A 15,960-nucleotide genomic window follows, 5' to 3' on the forward strand; every position below is an offset into this window, starting at 1 on the left:
TTCCACCGTGGCTGTGAGACCGACCTCGAGAAACCCCGCCGTCCCACCCGGGGCCCCCGGGAGATCTCGGCGGCACAGACGTGGCGAGGTCGCGGCGGGGCTGGCGTTGGCGCTGGTGGCTCTCGCGCTGGCGGTGGTGGCGAGTCTCGCGATAGGGGCCCGGTCGATTCCACCCGGTGAGGTGATCGAGGCGCTCCTGGGACGGGGGTCACTGAGTGTGGTGGGGATCGTGGGCGAGCTCCGGGTCAACCGCACCGTCCTGGGCCTGGTCTGTGGGGCCGCGCTGGGAGCCTCAGGCGCTCTGATGCAGGCCGTGACGCGCAACCCGATCGCCGATCCGGGCATTCTCGGGGTCAACGCCGGAGCGGCGCTGGGGGTGGTGGTCGGTGCTGTCGTCACCGGTGGACTGGGACTGACGTCGACCGTCTGGTTCGCTCTGGCCGGTGCGGGTATCGCCTCGGCCGTCATCCTCGTCCTGAGCGCGTCGCCGATGGCCGCGTCCTCTCCCGTCAGACTCACCCTGGCCGGCGTCGCACTGGCGGCGGTCCTGTCCGGCATCAGTCAGGCGATCGTCGTCCTCGACGAGGAGATCCTCGACTCGTACCGCTACTGGCAGGTCGGCTCGCTCACCGCTCGACCGGTCGACGAGGTGCTGGGCGTCGTTCCTCTGGTCGTGGTGGGTGCCGTCATCGCTCTGCTGCTGTTGCGCGGCCTGGATGCCATCGCGCTGGGAGACGACTCGGCGATCGCGCTCGGCGTACGCCCCGGATGGGTGCGGGTCTGGAGCCTGGTCGCCGTGGCGTTGCTGGCCGGGACGGCCACGGCGCTGGCCGGTCCGATCGGTTTCGTGGGATTGATCATCCCCCACCTGGCGCGTGGGTTGGTCGGCCCCAGCCTGCGGCGGGTGGTCCCGCTGTCGATGGTGCTCGCACCCGCGCTGCTCCTCGTCGCGGACGTGATCGGCCGGGTGATCGGTGGCGGGGCCGAGACTCCGGCGGGTGTCGTCACGGCCTTCATCGGCGCGCCACTGCTGATCGGGTACCTGGTGTTCGGGCGACGGGTGGGAGCGGCATGAGAACCCTGACCCCGGCCCGTGACGAACCGGGCTCGACAGCGCTGCCCCCCGGTGAGAGGGTCCTGCGGCTGGGCGGTCGCTCGGTGCGGTGGGATGAACGCACCGCATGGGTCACGGTGATCCTGGCACTGCTGACCTGCGTCGTGATCGCGGCGTCGCTGCTGGTCGGGGAATTCCGTATCTCCGCCCCGGACGCGGTCGCCTCACTGCTCGGCAGCGCACCCGACAGGATGACCGGCTTCTTCGTCACCGAACGCCGGCTGCCCCGTGCGTTGGTCGCTGTTGCCGTGGGGGCGAGTCTGGCCGCCTCGGGGGCCGTCTTCTGTGCGCTCACCCGGAATCCCCTCGCGAGTCCGGACATCATCGGGGTGACACAGGGCGCGTCGGCTGGTGGCGCCACCGTGATCCTGGTGATCGGTGGGGGGATCGCCCAGGTCGCGCTGGGCGCGTTGGTCGGGGCGACACTCACCGTGGGGTTCATCTTGTTGCTGACGTGGTGGCGCGGGTTGAGCGGCGCACGCCTGGTGTTGGTCGGCGTCACGCTCGGGGCGCTGGCAATGGCATACGTGGCGCATCTGCTCTCGCGCGTCTTCGTGGCGAGCGCGGTGACCGCCCAGATCTGGCTCACCGGCTCACTGCAGGGCCGGGGATGGGCGGAGCTTCGTCCGGTGCTGTTCTGCCTCCTGGTCTCCGCTGTGGTGATCTGGAGTCAGGCGCGTGGCCTTCGGGCCCTGGCGCTGGGTGATGAGGCGGCCATCGCACTAGGGGTGCGGATGCGCTCCACGAGGGTGATCCTGTTGTCCGCCGCCACCCTGTTGGCAGCCGCTGCGGTAGCGACCGCCGGCCCGATCGCGTTCGTCGCGCTGGTGGCACCCCATGTCGCTCGAATCCTCACCCGCACGGACCGGGTGCTCCCGGCAGCCCTGTTGGGAGGCGTGCTGCTCCTGGTGAGCGACCTGGTGGCACAACACGCCTTCCCGCTACCCATCCCGGTCGGGGTGGTGACCGTGGTGCTCGGCGGGCTGTTCTTCCTGGGACTGCTCTGGCGGGAGGGTCGGCGTGGCTGAACCGGCGAGCCGGCGACCGCGCAACAGGCATCGCGCCGAGAGTCGGCAGGCGACGATTCCGCGCAGGGTCCAGGTGGAGTCGGTCGAACAGCTCGGCCCGGGCCTGGTCCGGGTGTGCCTGGTCGGGGACGAACTCGGCGCGTTCCGCAACGGTGAGGGAACCCATGCCGCAGCGGTCAGCGAGTCCTTCGACGACGTCGTGGTCTTCTGCCTGCCAGACCCGGAGGCCGGCGCGGAGACGTTCCCGCGCACAGCTCCGGGTGGCGGCCTGTCTGTTCCCGGGGACCGCGCGACGGTGACCCGTGAATACACGGTGCGTGCCCTCCGCGAGTCCGGGTTGTGCGTGGACCTCGTGCGCCACGACAGCGGCGTGGGCATGGCATGGCTGGACGGCGTGACACCGGGTGACGACCTGGTGATCGTGGCACCTAGGGTCAGTCGCTCGCTTCCCGGCGTGGACCGGATGCTCGCCGTCGGGGATGCCACCGCGCTTCCGGCGATGGCCCGCCTCATCGAGGACTGCCCACCCGGGTTGGACCTCGAGGTGATCGCTGTGGTGCCGGATCTCGCCGCGCTGCCGCCGGAGCTACTGCCGGTGTCGGCATCCGGAACCAGGGTTCGGGTCCGGGTCCTGGAGGACTGCCCGGGATCGGTCTCCCGGTTGCTGGGCGCGCTCTCCGAGTCCGCGCTGCCCACCGACTTCGCCTGGGTGGCCGGTGAGGCAGGGATGGTCGGGGACCTCCGGCGCCATCTGATCGCGCGAGGTCAGCCACCCGACCGCGTCCAGTTCACCGGCTACTGGCGCCTCGGAGGGCCCCTGTAGCGGATCGCTCGGTGGTCGATGCGGCGTGCCCCAGAGCTCAGGTCGCCGGCAGCCACGGCGCTCGGGTCACCGGCCGCTGCGGACGTCGGAGCCGGTGCAATGCCGAGTGCCCGGCCGTGGGGTTCGCGAGCTCCCGGCGACGGGCTCCGGGCGAAGGACTCCGGGCGCGGAGAGCCGCACCGGGGCCTCAGTCGTCGACGCCGCGGGCCGCCAGCGCGTCACCGAGCTGGTCGGCCGTGGTGAGGGCCCCGAGCACGGTGGGTACGACCAGCGCTCGGATCGACATGCCCAGACCGCGGGCCTTGCGGGCCTCGGTCACCTGCCGCAGCTGACGGGCGAGCAGGGGGATCGCACGAATCGTCAGGACCAGCACGAGGGCCACCCGATCCGGTGAGACCCCCACGTGGCGCAGGGGCTGGGCCGCTCGAGTGACCGCGTCGAGCATGTCCGATACCCGTGTGGTCAGCGCCACGAGTCCGGCCACGGCCACCGCTACCAGCAATGACCCGCTCACGCGCAGCGCGGTGTCGAGGTCGGCGACGATCCACTGGAGAACCAGGATCGCGATCAACATCGGCAGCACCGGGCGCACCTGGTCCCAGGCGGCGCGCGGTCGAATCCGCCCGATCGCGTAGAGCGCCGCGGCGAGCCCGAGCGCGGGCACCACGTGCCAGGCCTCCCGCACCGACAGCGACACCGCGAGGATCAGCGCGCAGACCAGCAGGATCTTCGACCCCGCCGGCAGGCGGTGCAGCAGCGAGTCACCGGGTTGGTAGGTGGCGAACACCTAGGTCCCCGAACCCGGACCCGAGCCGGAACCCGGACCCGAACCCGAGTCCGAACGCAGCGCGATCCGGCGGTACCCCGACAGCGCGGCCGCGGGGGCGTCGTCGATCACCACCCGACCGCCGTCCACCACCAGTACGCGGTCGAAATCGGCCACCAGGTCCAGATCGTGGGATACCACCACGAGTTGTTGGGGGAGCCGGGCGAAGGTCTCGGCCACCAGCGCTCGGTTGCGCAGGTCGAGCAGGGTGGTGGGTTCGTCGGCCACGATCACCGAGGGCTCGATCACCAGCACCGCCGCCAGTGCGAGCAGCTGCTTCTGGCCGCCGGACAGGAGGTGGCAGGGGTGATCGGCGTGATCGGAGAGGTTGTACGTGGCGAGCACCTGGTCGACTCGTCGTCGTCGGTCCTCGCGGTTCAGGCCCGATCGGCGAAGGGAGAAGTCCACGTCCTCCGCGACGGTGGGCATGACGATCTGGGTATCCGGATCGGTGAAACAGAAGCCCACCCGGCGGCGGACCTGCGCGCCCTTGCGGCGGGTGTCGAGGCCGTCAACGGACACCGAGCCCGAGGAGGGGATGACCAGCCCGTTGATCATCCGCGCGAGCGTCGACTTGCCGCCACCGTTGACACCGACGATCCCGATACGCCGCTCGGACAGCACCAGATCGACGTCGGCCAGGACGGAGCGGTCGCCGTAGGCGTGGCTGACACCGTCGAACCGGATCTCGACGCCCTGTGGGTCGGTTACGTGGGGGTCAGTCACGTGGGGGTCGTTCGCGCGAGGGTCGGTCACGCCCGGGTCGAGTGCTGCCCACGCAGCGGGGCGATCAGACCGGGCCGCGCCTTGTGTACCTGGACGGCGACGACCGCTGTGACAACCGCCTTGACGAGGTCACCGGGGACGAAGACGCCGTTCGCCGCGATCGCGGCCGTCAGGGTCAACTCGGTGCGGATCAGCATGCCCACCACTCCGAAGGCGTAGATGACCACGATGCCGCCGAGGATGTTGATGAGCAGCCCGGGAATCAGCCGGTATCGGGGCATCAGAAGGGCGGTGAGCAGGCCGATCACGACGACCGCCGGGAGCCAGCCGATGAGGAATCCCGCGGTGGGGCTGGCCAGCGCGGTGAGGGTGGTGCGGCCGCCGGCGAGCACGGGCAGTGCGAGACCGATCACGATCACCGCGAGCACGGACAGCAGGCCCTTGCGCCAGCCCAACAGTGCGCCGGCGAGCATGACGCCGAGTGTCTGCAGCGTGATCGGCACACCTGCGGAACCGATGCTGATCTGCCCGGGTAGACCGAGGACGACGATGAGGGCGGCGAACACCGCGATCTGGGCGAGATCTCGGGTTGCGCTCCGGGCCGGGGCCTGATCGATGGAGGTGCTCACGTGGACTTCCTTGTCACCGGGAAAGCTGATCGACAATGTACGGGGTTCATTGTTGCCCCTGTCACGCCGAACCGCGTCATCGGGGTGGGCGGATCCGCGTGTCCGGTCGCGGGGCCGGGCACGCCGGCTTAGAGTGACCTGAATCACATCCAGCGGTTCGGGGGACCAGTGACGACTCGATCCCAGCGCGTCTTCGGCGAGGTCATCGCCGCATTCCTCGTGGCCGTCCTGGCGATAGTCCACCTACCGGCGGTCGTCGGCGCGCAGCCGTACGCCGTCTATCTGGATGTCGCGGCCGACAACCATGACGGTGAGCTCGCGGGCGGGTTCTCCACCACGCTGACCACCGATCGCGAGGAGCTGGGGGCGGCGCTCGACGTCGTGCGGGCGGCGGGTGTGACACCGGGGCGGTACCAGACCCTCGTTCGTCAGTACTGGCTGAGCGTCGGCGCGGAGAACGCGGGGATCGACCTGGCGGAGTGGGACCCGGCGCGAGGGCTGGATGCAAACCTCGACACGGTCGACAAGGTGTACGTGAACTACCTGCGGCTGTACAACTCCCACGACGGGTTCTGGTGGACCGGGATGGCCGGGCTGGCGGGGATGTCCTTCGCCGCCGGCTTCTGGGACCTCGACGAGGTGGGCGGGTTGCTCAGCGTGCCCGGGATGCACGAGGTGGGGACCGGGGTCGGTGGGGCGATGAGCGGCGTTCCGTGGGAGTTGGCCGCCGAGATGCCGCGCGATGTGCGACTGCTCGCTACGGCTGGGCCGACACTCACGCGACCCGACGTGGACTGGTACCTGCACCGGCTGCTGATCATGCAGCGCAACATCTTCATGGACATGGTGCCGATGCACGAGGCCTACCTGGCCGGCGGGTTGCCGGCGGTCAGGGAACTCGCGGCGGGCGGGGCGTACGACGACTACGCGCTCGAGGCCTGGCGGATGCTCGACGAGGGCTCGCCGGACGGCAGGTCAGAGGCGTTGCTTCGGATGGCGTCGCGCGAGCAGAACCAGATCATCGCCGACCAGTGGGATGTCACGGCCGCCGGCCGAGGGGACTTCGGTCGAGTGCTCACCTACATCACCACCGTGGGCGGAGCCCCCGATATCCCCGGAGCCTCCACCCTGGGCGAGTTCCGGCCGCTATCGGTGCGCGCCGACGTCAATGGCCAGCCCACAGTGCTCCACACCCCGCTGCCGGCATTCAACTGGGCCGACCGCGAACCGCGCTGGGAGTACATCGAGCAGGACCTCGTGCCCGCATTCCGATCGCTCGTGCGCGACCGACCCGAGGAGGCGCCCCGCTACCTGGACGTGGGCTTCCGGACGCGGGCCGAGCAGAACCGCATCCTCGTGCGACTTCCGGTGTTCGCCGGACAGATGGCCTCGGGGTGGGCGGTGTCGCCGGGGTGAGAGGCGTGAACCCTCCACCGCACCTTCCGCCTCCGCTGCGTACTCGTCCGTTCTCACCGCAGTTGTGCTTCCGGAAATAATCATTGCGCCAGCACGTCCCGCGACAGTGTCAACCGCTCCCCGGTGAGTATCCGGCAACCTGCTCCACGCGAATATCCTTCAGACCGGCGGATCGATCAGGGCGTCGACCGCGGTGAGCACCTCGGTCAGCGGCCTCCCGCCCTCGATGAGTTCCGAGGCCTTGAACGTCACCGCCATGACCAGCTCGGTGGTCAACTCTGGATCGGACCGGGAGGACTCGGCGAGCGATTCGCGCAGCGGGGTGGTCATCTCGGCGTGCATCCGGTTCAGCCGCTCCCGAGCCGCGCCGTCCGGCAGCTGCGCGGCCAGCGCGGTGAGGATCGCGTGGTCACCGGCGGCGACCAGATCCAGAGTCGTGTGCACGTAGGCCACGACCCCCCGGCGTCCGCCGCCTGCGTCACGCACGGCCTCGGTGACGGTGCTGATCCAGCGCGGCATGAGGTCCTCCGCCACGGCGACGATCAACTCCGCGCGCGAGGAGAAGTACGTGTAGAAGTTCGACCGCGTCATCCCCGCCCGGGCGGTCAGATCGTTGATGTCGGGGGGCGTCCCGGGGGCCTCGGAGAGCATCGACCGGGCCGCGTCGAGCAGGGCCCGACGCTTGGCGTCCCGGTGTTCGCCCACGGTGGGGGCGTCGATGCGTGGAATGTCGGTCTCCCGTTACCTTCTCGGCGGAGGGCCGATCATACGTGCGCGCGCAGCCGCCCGTCGACCATCTCCAACACCCGGTCGCAGTGCTCGAGGATCTCGTGGTCGTGCGTCACCAGTACGGTGGCGACGCCGTGCTGGTGGGTCTCCTCGGCGAGCAGGCGCACCACGTCGTGGCTGTTCCTGCGATCCAGTGCCGCGGTGGGTTCGTCGACCAGCAGCAGGTCGGGGGAGGACATCAGGGCGCGGGCGATACCCACCCGCTGCCGCTCGCCGCCGGACATGGTGGCCGGGCGGCGGCGGGCACGGTGGGTCAACCCGACGGCCTCGAGCAGTTGGTCGGGATCGCGCAGCCGGGATCGGTCTCCACCGAGCGTTCCCACGAGCCGGAGTTGGTCGCGCGCGGTGAGCGCGGGCACCAGGTTGCCGGACTGGAACACGAACCCGACGTGGTCGCGCCGGAATCGGGTGAGGTCCCGGCGACTGAGACCGGTGAGGTCGCGGCCACCGACTTCGACGGTGCCGGAGGTCGGGGACAGCAGTCCGCCGGCTACGGCAAGGAGGCTCGACTTGCCGGCTCCGGACGGGCCCACCACGGCGAGGACCTCGCCGCGGGCGACCTCGACGTCGATTCCGGCCAACGCGTAGAGGGTCTGGTCGCCGTCCTGGAAGGTCAACTCGATGCCGCTCAGGCGCAGGCCCGGGGTGGAGTCGTCGCCGGTGTGAGTGGTGTTGGTCATCGGTTCTCTCCCAGTGCGCTGTGCGGGTCGACGGAGGTGATGCGGACAGTGGCGAGGGTGGCGCCGACCAGACCCAGGACCAGTAGGAGGGCGGCGCCGAGTGCGATCGGTCCGGCCTCGAGGGCGAACGGCATGCCGGTGCCCACCAGGAACGACCCCACACCCACGCCGATGGCCACGCCGACCGCGATGGACCCCGTCAGCAGGATGAACGCCTGCCCGACCGCGTCGATCAGGAGTCGTATGGTCGAGGCACCCATGGCGCGCAGGACCGCGATCTCGCGGGAGCGCTGGACGGTGAGGATGGCGAAGAACGCTCCGACGACCAGCGCGGAGATCGCGTACAGGAACCAGGTGATCATCGACACAGTCATCATCTCGGCCTCGTAGCCGGGGGAGGAGTCGAACGCCTCCTCCAGGGTGCGGGCCGAGGTGTCGGCATCGGCATCGCCGGTGGCCAGGTCGGGCAGCTCGCCGTCGACCCCGGTGATCGCCACCACGCTGTACTCCTCTCGGGCGCCGGCGCGAGGCTCCTCGCCGACGCGCGTGCCGGCGTGGACGTCCTGCCACGTGGCCAGGGTGGTGAAGGCCATGTCGACGTGGCCGAAGGTGTGCTGGTCGGCCGCGATACCGACGACCTCGAGGGGGATTCCCAGTCGGTCGACAGTCACCGTGTCGCCCAGGTCGACGGCGTCGGCCGCGGTGGCGCTGACCAGGATCTCGCCATCGGTAGCCGGGGCTCGGCCCTCGGCGATCTCGGGGATGAGCGGGCCCTGCAGGTCCGCACCGATCAGGGTCAGGTCAACCGGGGTCCCGGTGGAGTTCTTGGCGTTGATGATGGACAGCCCCATGGGGGTCGCCTCGGCGACGTCGGGACGGGCGGCCCACCGCGCGACCTGGTCCGGCCCGACGACGGAACGGGTGAAGGCTGAGTCGGTCCGGGTCTCGGGGGCAAAGGCGACGGCCTGGACCGGCATGCGCTGCAGTCCGGAGACGCCATCGTTGACCAGGCCGGAGGACAGTCCGGCCAGTAGGACCATGAGGACGCTGATCAGGGCCACGACGGAGCCCATCAGGGTGAATCGGGATCGCGCGTAGATCAGTTCGCGCAGGGCGAGAAACATGGAGGCCTTCCGGCATCGGCATCGGGAACGAGATGATACTAACACCGTGTCGGCATCATGCTGACACCGTGTCGAGAAAGTCTCACTGCGGTGTGGGGTCGGCCGGACCCGGCGATCCGACCCGTCCAGCAGGCGCGGGCGGGTACTCCTAGAACATGCCCCGCGTCCTCCCAGACAACCCCGTCTACGGCCACCCCTCCGAGGAGAAGGTCGTCGAGCTCCTGCGCGATCAACTGTCCGACGACAGCCTGATCGTGGTGGGTCAGCGCGTGTCCACCGCGGAGAAGGAGCACGAGGTGGACGTGCTCGTGGCCATGCCCGGGGCTGGGATCGTGGCGATCGAGGTCAAGGCGGGCTCGATCGCGATCGAGGACGGCCGATGGAGACAGGGGACCGGCGGCAAGCAGCACACGATCGATCCCGTCACCCAGTGTCGAGATGCTCTATACGCGCTCCGTGGGTATGTCGACGCGGATGCACGATGGCCACGGCAGTTCCAACGGTGGACCCACATGCTGGTCTTCCCGCACGCCTCGATCCCCGACGACTTCGCTATGCCGGACATCCGGCGCGACCGCATCGTGGACAGGGACCAGCTCGATCAGATCGCCATGATCGCCTACCGGCTCGCGCAGGAGTCCGGCCCGCGGGACCGCCCGTTCCTCGCTGTCGACACCGTCAACCGTCTCGCGGGCGTCCTCGGCGGACGGGGGCTACCGCAACGCGACGTGGTGGCCCGCGCAGCGGAGAACGCCGACATCGCCGATGCGCTCACCCGCGAACAATCGGTGCTGCTCAGGGCCATCGACGCACTCCCGCGCGTGGAGATCCGTGGTGGCGCGGGCAGCGGCAAGACCTACCTCGCACTGGAGCAGGCGCGGCGACTGTCGAGGGCCGGGCAGCGCGTGGCGTTGATCTGCTACTCGCATGGCCTCGCGGGATACCTCAAGCGCGTGACGAGCGGATGGCGGAGGCGCGAGCAGCCGGCGTATGTGGGGGAGTTCCACGCGCTGGGCGTCGAGTGGGGCGCACCTGTCGGACCTGACGAGCGCGTTCGGTCCGAACAGACGGTCCGTTGGTGGGAGGAGGAGCTCCCCCGCCTCATGGCGGAGCTCGCCGACGAATTGCCCGACGGCAAGAGGTTCGATGCCGTGATCGTGGACGAAGCCCAGGACTTCGCCGACAGCTGGTGGCGTCCGGTGATCGGGGCGTTGCGCGACCGCGAGCACGGCCGCCTGATGATCGTCGGCGACGCCGGGCAGAGCGTGTTCCAGCGGACCGGTCGTCCTCCCGTGGACCTTGTACCGCTGGTGCTCGACCACAACCTGCGCAACACCCGCCAGATCGCCAGTGCCTTCCTGCCCCTGGTGGGCCAACGCATGGAGCTGCGCGGTGGCTCCGGACCGGATGTCCGGTACGTCGAGGTGCCGGAGGGCGCGGATCCCGTGGCGATCGGCGACGACGAGGCGGTGCGCCTGCTCGACGAAGGGTGGGAACCGCGGGACGTGGCGCTGTTGACCACGGGTTCGCGACACCCGATGCAGGTCGAGCTGCAGGACGGTGGCAACGACGCCTACTGGGAGACCTTCTGGAGCGGAGAGGACATCTTCTACGGCCACGTGCTGGGCTTCAAGGGTCTGGAGCGCCGGGCGGTGGTGCTGGTGTGCAACCACCACGACGGCATGGACCGGGTCCGCGAGAGGGTGTACGTGGGCCTGTCTCGGGCGACGGATGAGCTGGTGGTGGTGGGGGCATCCGGTACAGGGTGAGGCGCCGGGTCGCCGGGCAGCCGGGCGACGGAGTGCGAACACGAGTCGACTGAACACCACCGCCCCGGCCTCGTGCGAGGCCGGGGCGGTGGTCAGGCGGGCTCAGATATCCCGGTCAGCTCCCCAGGTCTGCGGAGCCTTCGACGATCTCTGCCTGCTCGGCCTTCTGGTTGCCGTGGGACACGGTGATCTTGCGCGGCTGGGCCTCCTCGGCCACGGGGATCACCAGACGCAGGACGCCGTCGCTGTAGTCGGCCTCGATCTTGTCGGTGGCCAGACCCTTGCCCATGGCGAGCTGACGGGCGAAGGTGCCCGACTGGCGCTCGTGCATGAGCCACTGCGCGTCCCCGTCGGCGGGTGCGCGTCGTTCGGCGCGAACCGTGAGGGTGCGGTCCTCCACGTCGATGTCGATACTGGCGGGGTCGACCCCCGGCATGTCGATGAGGCCGACGAAGCGGTCACCCTCCTTGTACAGATCCATCGGAAGTGAGGTGGAGGCGGTCGCGCTGCGCAGCCCCTCGCCCAGGAGGCGATCGAGCTCACGGAACGGATCGAAACGGTTACTGGTGGCCATGATGGTCTCCTTCAGGACTGGTCGGGGTGCGCCCGGCGTTTCCGGGATCGCACACGGTTCAACTCACCCGTGTAGTTGAGTATTCCCCACTCAACTCGCAGTTTCGATTAGACCGTTGCCAGGGGCACCAGTCCGGCGGCGCTCTCCACGTTGACGCCCAGTCGGGCGAGCGAACCGATCGCCGGAAGCAGTGCGTCGAAGCCACCGAGCGAGCCCGTGGCGGGAGAATCGTCGTCGTCGATCGTGCAGTCACCGGCGTCGGAGACGGCAGTGCGCAGGCCGGCCCCATCGGCGGCGGCGTCATCGGCCCACAGGAATCGGACCCGCTCGGCGGTGCCGGTGGCGCCTCCCACGGTGCACTCGACGGTCTCGCGGTGGGAGGCGAAGCCCTCGTTGGCGAGATTGGGCATGCCGGCCGGCCGGGCGTAGAGGGTGCCGTCGGTGACGAACTCGGTCCCGTTGAAGGTCATCTCGAGCGAGCGACCCTCGCAGACCTCGTCACAGAGCACCCGGAGGGCGCCGCGGGCCTCGTCGTAGTCGAGCGCCATCACGCCCGTGAACGGCGAGGTGTACGCCTGCATCTCGGTCACCGCACCACCGGCACCCAACTGGACGAAGTGGACCTTCCCGGTCCCCTCCACGCCCACGGCGAAGGCTCCGCCGAACGCCTCGGGGAGGTACTCGACCGCCTCGAGGCCGGCGTTCGCGCCGATCTGCCCGGTGAGTGCGGACAGCGAGTACTCGTCGGTGGCGTCGAGTGTGCCGGAGTCGCGGTCGGTGGGCAGGACGAAGCGCAGGATCGACGGGCGGCTGGTGCTGCTGGCGGCGTTGTTGCGCTCGGTGGCCACATAGATGACGCCGTCGGGTCCCACGGTGACGCCCTCGGAATCGGGCAGGCCCGAGCCGTCGGGGTACTTGAGGACGAAGGTCCGGGCGATCGAGTAGGTGCCGGCGGCCCGATCGTGGGCCAGTACGTAGAGCGTTCCGGTGCCGTTGTTGACCACGTAGGCGGTGCCGTCGGCTGCAATGTCGACGCCCGACATGTCGTCGCCCTCGGCGAAGTCGCCGCCCAGCGCGACGGGAGTGATCGTCAGCGGGTCGAAGGGCCACGGCGACGTGACGACCGGCTCCTCCTCGACCGCCGCGACGTTCCGGGCGTTGCGGGTGGGCTCCCCGGTCACGGCGAACTCGCCCGTCATGTCGGGAATGCGGCCCCAGGTGGTGGGTGAGTGCCCCGACCAGGTGGTGGAGTCGACGAGCTCACCGCTTCCGTCCCGGAGGATCACCGAGTCGTTGCCGCCGAGCCCGAAGTAGTCCGGGTCCACGTCGGTGTAGACGGACCAGTAGCCGCCGGACTCGATGGTGGTCCCTTCGGGGATGACGATCGGATCGTGCGTGGGGTCGTCGTCGATCAGCGTCCACCCCGAGATGTCCACGTCCTGCTCGGTGTCGAGGTTGGCCAGCTCCACCCAGTCGCCCACGGCGTCGCCGTTGGACTCGACCTCGTTGATCACCACGTTGGTGAGGGGCGCGGCGGGCGCGGCGGCGGGGACTACCAACGCCGCGCCGGCGGCGAGGGCGACCGTGAGGACGCCTGAGCTGAAGGTTCGTAAGCGCATCGGGGGCCTTTCCTGGGCAATACCTGAGTGACTGACCAGGTGACCGTAGGTGGGGCGGGTGCCGGGTCCCTGTCCGATTGGTGGCGGCGAGCTGAACACTCGGTGCAGACAGCGGTCCGGGGCGGGAAGGCCGCCTCGGTCGACGAAAGGGCCGGTTCTCGTGGAACCGTATCGGCGTCCCGAACCGTCGAACCGGACAGATGGAACGCGGGGTGTCCATCGACGACCGACACCAGGGCAACGAGTACGGGGAGACGCATGACAACGCCACAGACGGGACGATCCGGAATGCAACGGCACGGAGGGGCGGGATCGGAGACGTCGATCGTCCCCATGGTCGTGGTCCTGATCCTGGCCGGAGTGGGGACCTCGGTCGTGGCGTGGGTAATGGCCCTTCCGCTCAAGGGCGGTCCCGGACTGCGCCAGAACGAGCTTCCTATGGAGTTCGTCTTCCTGACCCTCAGCCTGATGCTCCTCTACGCGGCCGACCTGACGGGATACTGGATCCTCTGGAAGAAGGGGTGGAGTGACCAGAGAGTCCGGAGGTTCCGCGCTGTGACGATCAGTGTGATCGCCGTGTACGGCGCGGCGTCAGCTTCAGTGTTCGCTCTCGCGACGGGGTCGGCATGGGCATGGACCGCCGTCCTTCCCGTGGGGATGATGGGAGCCATCCTGCGTGTCGAGATCACCGCCCGGCGGGAGCGGTCTTCACGAGTCGTGGAGGGCGGAAGCGAGACGGGTTCGCTGTGACCTGTCGGCCGAGTCCGAACTGCGGGCCGGTTACTGCCGGGCCAGGTTCACCAGGAAGTCGACGGTGCCGGTCGGATCGACGGTGACGAAGCCCAGGCTCGGCGGCTCCACGCCGAACTCGGTCCACGTCACGGGCACGGCGCCGGAGGCGATCAGCACCTCACCAGACCGAAGGACCGTCACGTCGACGGACGTGCGCTCTGTCGTGCCCTTGATCGTCAGATCCACCTCCATCGGGATCGTCGTCGTGGTCCCGTCCGACGGTGTCGACGCCAGTTCGACCGGCGCCGCCAGGGTGAGCGTCGCTGACGGATGGGCCTCGGCGTCGAGGATCTCGGGGGAGCGGGCGCGCGTGTCGCGCTGTTCGATGTCAGTGGCGATGCCCTCGATGCGCACCTCGAACTCGGCAGCCTCGAGCTCGCTGTCGGAAATGGACGCTTCGCCGGTGACCTGGCTGGTGCTCCCGACAACGGTCACCGCCTCCCCGCGCAGGATCTCATCCACCGTGTACCCGGCGGCGGTCTCGTTGGGCTCGGAACCCGGAACCACCACCCACGTGCCGTCCAGATCCCCGACCGCCGCCTCGGCGCCGTCGGTGGAGACAGCGGCGGCAGGCGCGTCGTCGCCCCCACGTACCGCTTTGTAGAGGTAGGGCGCCGCGATCACCACAACGATGACGACGACGAGGGCGCCGATGATCCAAGGGAGTCTCCGCATGTGTCGAGCTTAGAAAAGTGAGTGCGGCCAGCGGGTGAGGTTTGCCTGGGAATCGTGAAGCCGCTGGCTACCGCCACGGCAAGTTGCTCTGGAGGTCGCCCTCACTCCTTCCACCGCGCCCGGAAGACCGACCGCGGCAGTGGATCGGTCCACCGGCCGGTGGCAGCGAGCCCGGCGGATAGCCGTCCGATCTCGTCAGCCGCCATCACCCCGCGCTCGCCCTCGATCGCGAGCACCGTGCGTTCGTCCACCTGATCGATGTACGGGTGATTGGTGCTGGTGGCGCAGACGAGGCACGGTCGGGTCCGGGCTTCGCCCAGGCGCAGTTCAGGCAGGAGATCGCTCAGGACCGACATCGCCTCGTCCACGTCCGCGCCGCTGCCACCGGTCCGCACCCAGGCGGAGATCTCCTCGGCGGTCTGCAGCGGGGTGTCCCGCACGCTGCTGCCGGCGACCTTGATGTACCAGCGACCGTCCGGGTACCGGACCGGCGACATCACGACACCGCCGAACAACTGCGCCGCTCCCCGGTGCTTGAGGTACATCAGCGCGGGCATGTCGATCCGCGTCGGGTCGTCTATCTCCACCAACACGACCGTCGCCCCCAGGGTGTGGAGCTGCAGCCGGCGGTCCAGCAGCCCGGACGCGTTCGTGGCGGCTCCCACAGCGAGCACCGCTGTCCGGCCGCGCGCACGCCGTCCCCCCGCGGTGACCGCGATGCGGTGTTCGCCTTCGTTCTCGAGTGCGATCACCTCGTCGCGCATCAGTGTCGCTCCTGCGGCAGCCGCGGCGGCGAGCTCCGCCCGGACGAGTTCGCGCGGGTTGATGATCATCCCGCTGCGCTGCACGACCCCTACGTGACCGGATTCGAGCCGGAGCGCGGGATAGTCCCGCCGGAGGTCGTCCTCGTCGAGCTGGTGCACCTCCACACCGAGATCCCGGGCGTTGGCGGCCAACACGTCACGGTCGAACCACTCGGCGGCCGCGACTCCGGAAGTGTCCCGAGGGTTTACAGACAGGCAGTGCACGTCGGTGGTGAACCGGATTCCGGTGCTGTCCGAGAGAGCGGGGAGGCGCCGGACCGACCGCGTGGTGAGTATTCCGGTGATCACCGGAATCTCCAGGACGTGGCACATCCGGCCCTGGTCGTAGTACCCGGCCCAGGTGCCCTGGTGGTCGACGAAGTCGGTCGGCTCCTCCGGGCCGATGACGAGCACGGAGTCACCGCGTTCGGCCAGGTGCCGAGCGGTCGCGGCCCCGATCGGACCGGCGCCTATCACGAGGTGGTCGTAGGAGTGGTCGTCGCTCATGTGTCCTCGTTCGGGATCGCCGGAACTGTCCGTCATGCAGCGGACGGCACCTTCGCGCCCGTGACC

At 69.6% G+C, this 15,960-nt stretch carries 16 protein-coding genes; 6 read left to right on the forward strand and 10 right to left on the reverse strand.

Annotation, left to right across the window (positions count from 1 at the left end):
- The first annotated feature begins 7 nt into the window (after nucleotides 1–7).
- The 3 genes from A6048_RS06755 to A6048_RS06765 are packed head-to-tail and all read left to right on the forward strand — an operon-like array spanning nucleotide 8 to nucleotide 2,965.
- The gene (locus A6048_RS06755; RefSeq protein ID WP_107748358.1) at nucleotides 8–1,075 is read left to right on the forward strand and encodes a FecCD family ABC transporter permease; all 1,068 of its coding nucleotides are present in this window, start codon (nucleotides 8–10) and stop codon (nucleotides 1,073–1,075) included.
- The gene (locus tag A6048_RS06760) at nucleotides 1,072–2,142 is read left to right on the forward strand and encodes a FecCD family ABC transporter permease (RefSeq protein WP_107748359.1); all 1,071 of its coding nucleotides are present in this window, start codon (nucleotides 1,072–1,074) and stop codon (nucleotides 2,140–2,142) included. Before A6048_RS06755 ends, A6048_RS06760 begins: the two co-directional genes overlap by 4 nt.
- On the forward strand, nucleotides 2,135–2,965 hold the full coding sequence (locus A6048_RS06765) for a siderophore-interacting protein (RefSeq protein ID WP_107748360.1): 831 nt from the start codon (nucleotides 2,135–2,137) through the stop codon (nucleotides 2,963–2,965). The genes A6048_RS06760 and A6048_RS06765 overlap by 8 nt, the downstream gene beginning before the upstream one ends.
- Before the next feature lie 187 nt (nucleotides 2,966–3,152).
- Here the strand turns inward: A6048_RS06765 and A6048_RS06770 are convergent, their stop codons facing one another.
- Genes A6048_RS06770 through A6048_RS06780 form a run of 3 tightly spaced genes read right to left on the reverse strand, consistent with a single transcriptional unit; the run spans nucleotide 3,153 to nucleotide 5,146 of the window.
- Nucleotides 3,153–3,752 carry an energy-coupling factor transporter transmembrane component T family protein gene (locus A6048_RS06770; RefSeq protein ID WP_107748361.1) on the reverse strand — a complete coding sequence of 200 codons (600 nt, stop codon included), beginning with the start codon at nucleotides 3,750–3,752 and terminating at the stop codon, nucleotides 3,153–3,155.
- Nucleotides 3,753–4,517: an energy-coupling factor ABC transporter ATP-binding protein gene (locus A6048_RS06775; RefSeq protein WP_107748463.1), complete on the reverse strand. Its 765-nt coding sequence runs from the start codon at nucleotides 4,515–4,517 to the stop codon at nucleotides 3,753–3,755.
- A gap of 26 nt (nucleotides 4,518–4,543) precedes the next feature.
- Complete coding sequence (locus tag A6048_RS06780) at nucleotides 4,544–5,146, reverse strand: biotin transporter BioY (protein WP_107748362.1); 603 nt, start codon at nucleotides 5,144–5,146, stop codon at nucleotides 4,544–4,546.
- Nucleotides 5,147–5,314: 168 nt separating this feature from the next.
- Between A6048_RS06780 and A6048_RS06785 the strand changes: the two genes are divergently transcribed.
- On the forward strand, nucleotides 5,315–6,562 hold the full coding sequence (locus A6048_RS06785; protein ID WP_107748363.1) for a hypothetical protein: 1,248 nt from the start codon (nucleotides 5,315–5,317) through the stop codon (nucleotides 6,560–6,562).
- A 159-nt stretch (nucleotides 6,563–6,721) separates the two neighbouring features.
- Here A6048_RS06785 and A6048_RS06790 read toward each other — a convergent pair whose 3' ends face one another.
- The 3 genes from A6048_RS06790 to A6048_RS06800 are packed head-to-tail and all read right to left on the reverse strand — an operon-like array spanning nucleotide 6,722 to nucleotide 9,155.
- Complete coding sequence (locus tag A6048_RS06790) at nucleotides 6,722–7,267, reverse strand: TetR/AcrR family transcriptional regulator (RefSeq protein WP_107748364.1); 546 nt, start codon at nucleotides 7,265–7,267, stop codon at nucleotides 6,722–6,724.
- A 59-nt stretch (nucleotides 7,268–7,326) separates the two neighbouring features.
- Complete coding sequence (locus tag A6048_RS06795) at nucleotides 7,327–8,031, reverse strand: ABC transporter ATP-binding protein (RefSeq protein WP_107748365.1); 705 nt, start codon at nucleotides 8,029–8,031, stop codon at nucleotides 7,327–7,329.
- Nucleotides 8,028–9,155, reverse strand: coding sequence for an FtsX-like permease family protein (locus A6048_RS06800; protein ID WP_200837293.1), 1,128 nt, complete (start codon nucleotides 9,153–9,155; stop codon nucleotides 8,028–8,030). Before A6048_RS06800 ends, A6048_RS06795 begins: the two co-directional genes overlap by 4 nt.
- 155 nt (nucleotides 9,156–9,310) lie before the next feature.
- Between A6048_RS06800 and A6048_RS06805 the strand changes: the two genes are divergently transcribed.
- Nucleotides 9,311–10,924 (forward strand): NERD domain-containing protein, encoded by a 1,614-nt coding sequence (locus A6048_RS06805; protein ID WP_107748366.1) that lies wholly within the window; start codon nucleotides 9,311–9,313, stop codon nucleotides 10,922–10,924.
- 115 nt (nucleotides 10,925–11,039) lie between these two features.
- Here the strand turns inward: A6048_RS06805 and A6048_RS06810 are convergent, their stop codons facing one another.
- Both A6048_RS06810 and A6048_RS06815 read right to left on the reverse strand, forming a co-directional pair.
- The gene (locus A6048_RS06810) at nucleotides 11,040–11,498 is read right to left on the reverse strand and encodes an Hsp20/alpha crystallin family protein (protein ID WP_107748367.1); all 459 of its coding nucleotides are present in this window, start codon (nucleotides 11,496–11,498) and stop codon (nucleotides 11,040–11,042) included.
- A gap of 107 nt (nucleotides 11,499–11,605) precedes the next feature.
- Entirely contained in the window at nucleotides 11,606–13,117 is a 1,512-nt protein-coding gene (locus A6048_RS06815) for a lamin tail domain-containing protein (RefSeq protein WP_107748368.1), read from the reverse strand.
- Between the two features lie 288 nt (nucleotides 13,118–13,405).
- Here A6048_RS06815 and A6048_RS06820 point away from each other — a divergent pair, with 288 nt between their 5' ends.
- Nucleotides 13,406–13,867 carry a hypothetical protein gene (locus A6048_RS06820; RefSeq protein WP_107748369.1) on the forward strand — a complete coding sequence of 154 codons (462 nt, stop codon included), beginning with the start codon at nucleotides 13,406–13,408 and terminating at the stop codon, nucleotides 13,865–13,867.
- Nucleotides 13,868–13,897: 30 nt separating this feature from the next.
- Here A6048_RS06820 and A6048_RS06825 read toward each other — a convergent pair whose 3' ends face one another.
- A complete protein-coding gene (locus A6048_RS06825) occupies nucleotides 13,898–14,584 on the reverse strand; it encodes a YceI family protein (protein WP_107748370.1) in 687 nt (228 codons plus the stop codon).
- A gap of 101 nt (nucleotides 14,585–14,685) precedes the next feature.
- The gene (locus A6048_RS06830; protein ID WP_235027295.1) at nucleotides 14,686–15,930 is read right to left on the reverse strand and encodes an NAD(P)/FAD-dependent oxidoreductase; all 1,245 of its coding nucleotides are present in this window, start codon (nucleotides 15,928–15,930) and stop codon (nucleotides 14,686–14,688) included.
- Between the last annotated feature and the right edge of the window lie 30 nt (nucleotides 15,931–15,960).

Origin of the sequence: Dietzia psychralcaliphila (genome assembly GCF_003096095.1) — a bacterium.
In the GTDB taxonomy this organism is placed as follows: domain Bacteria; phylum Actinomycetota; class Actinomycetes; order Mycobacteriales; family Mycobacteriaceae; genus Dietzia; species Dietzia psychralcaliphila.

Bases quoted from the DNA above. Each gene is read 5' to 3' on its own strand.
- A6048_RS06800 (WP_200837293.1), bottom strand. From the start codon at position 9,155: ATGTTTCTCGCCCTGCGCGAACTGATCTACGCGCGATCCCGATTCACC.
- A6048_RS06810 (WP_107748367.1), bottom strand. From the start codon at position 11,498: ATGGCCACCAGTAACCGTTTCGATCCGTTCCGTGAGCTCGATCGCCTC.
- A6048_RS06760 (WP_107748359.1), top strand. From the start codon at position 1,072: ATGAGAACCCTGACCCCGGCCCGTGACGAACCGGGCTCGACAGCGCTG.
- A6048_RS06805 (WP_107748366.1), top strand. From the start codon at position 9,311: ATGCCCCGCGTCCTCCCAGACAACCCCGTCTACGGCCACCCCTCCGAG.
- A6048_RS06830 (WP_235027295.1), bottom strand. From the start codon at position 15,930: ATGACGGACAGTTCCGGCGATCCCGAACGAGGACACATGAGCGACGAC.
- A6048_RS06815 (WP_107748368.1), bottom strand. From the start codon at position 13,117: ATGCGCTTACGAACCTTCAGCTCAGGCGTCCTCACGGTCGCCCTCGCC.
- A6048_RS06825 (WP_107748370.1), bottom strand. From the start codon at position 14,584: ATGCGGAGACTCCCTTGGATCATCGGCGCCCTCGTCGTCGTCATCGTT.
- A6048_RS06795 (WP_107748365.1), bottom strand. From the start codon at position 8,031: ATGACCAACACCACTCACACCGGCGACGACTCCACCCCGGGCCTGCGC.
- A6048_RS06820 (WP_107748369.1), top strand. From the start codon at position 13,406: ATGCAACGGCACGGAGGGGCGGGATCGGAGACGTCGATCGTCCCCATG.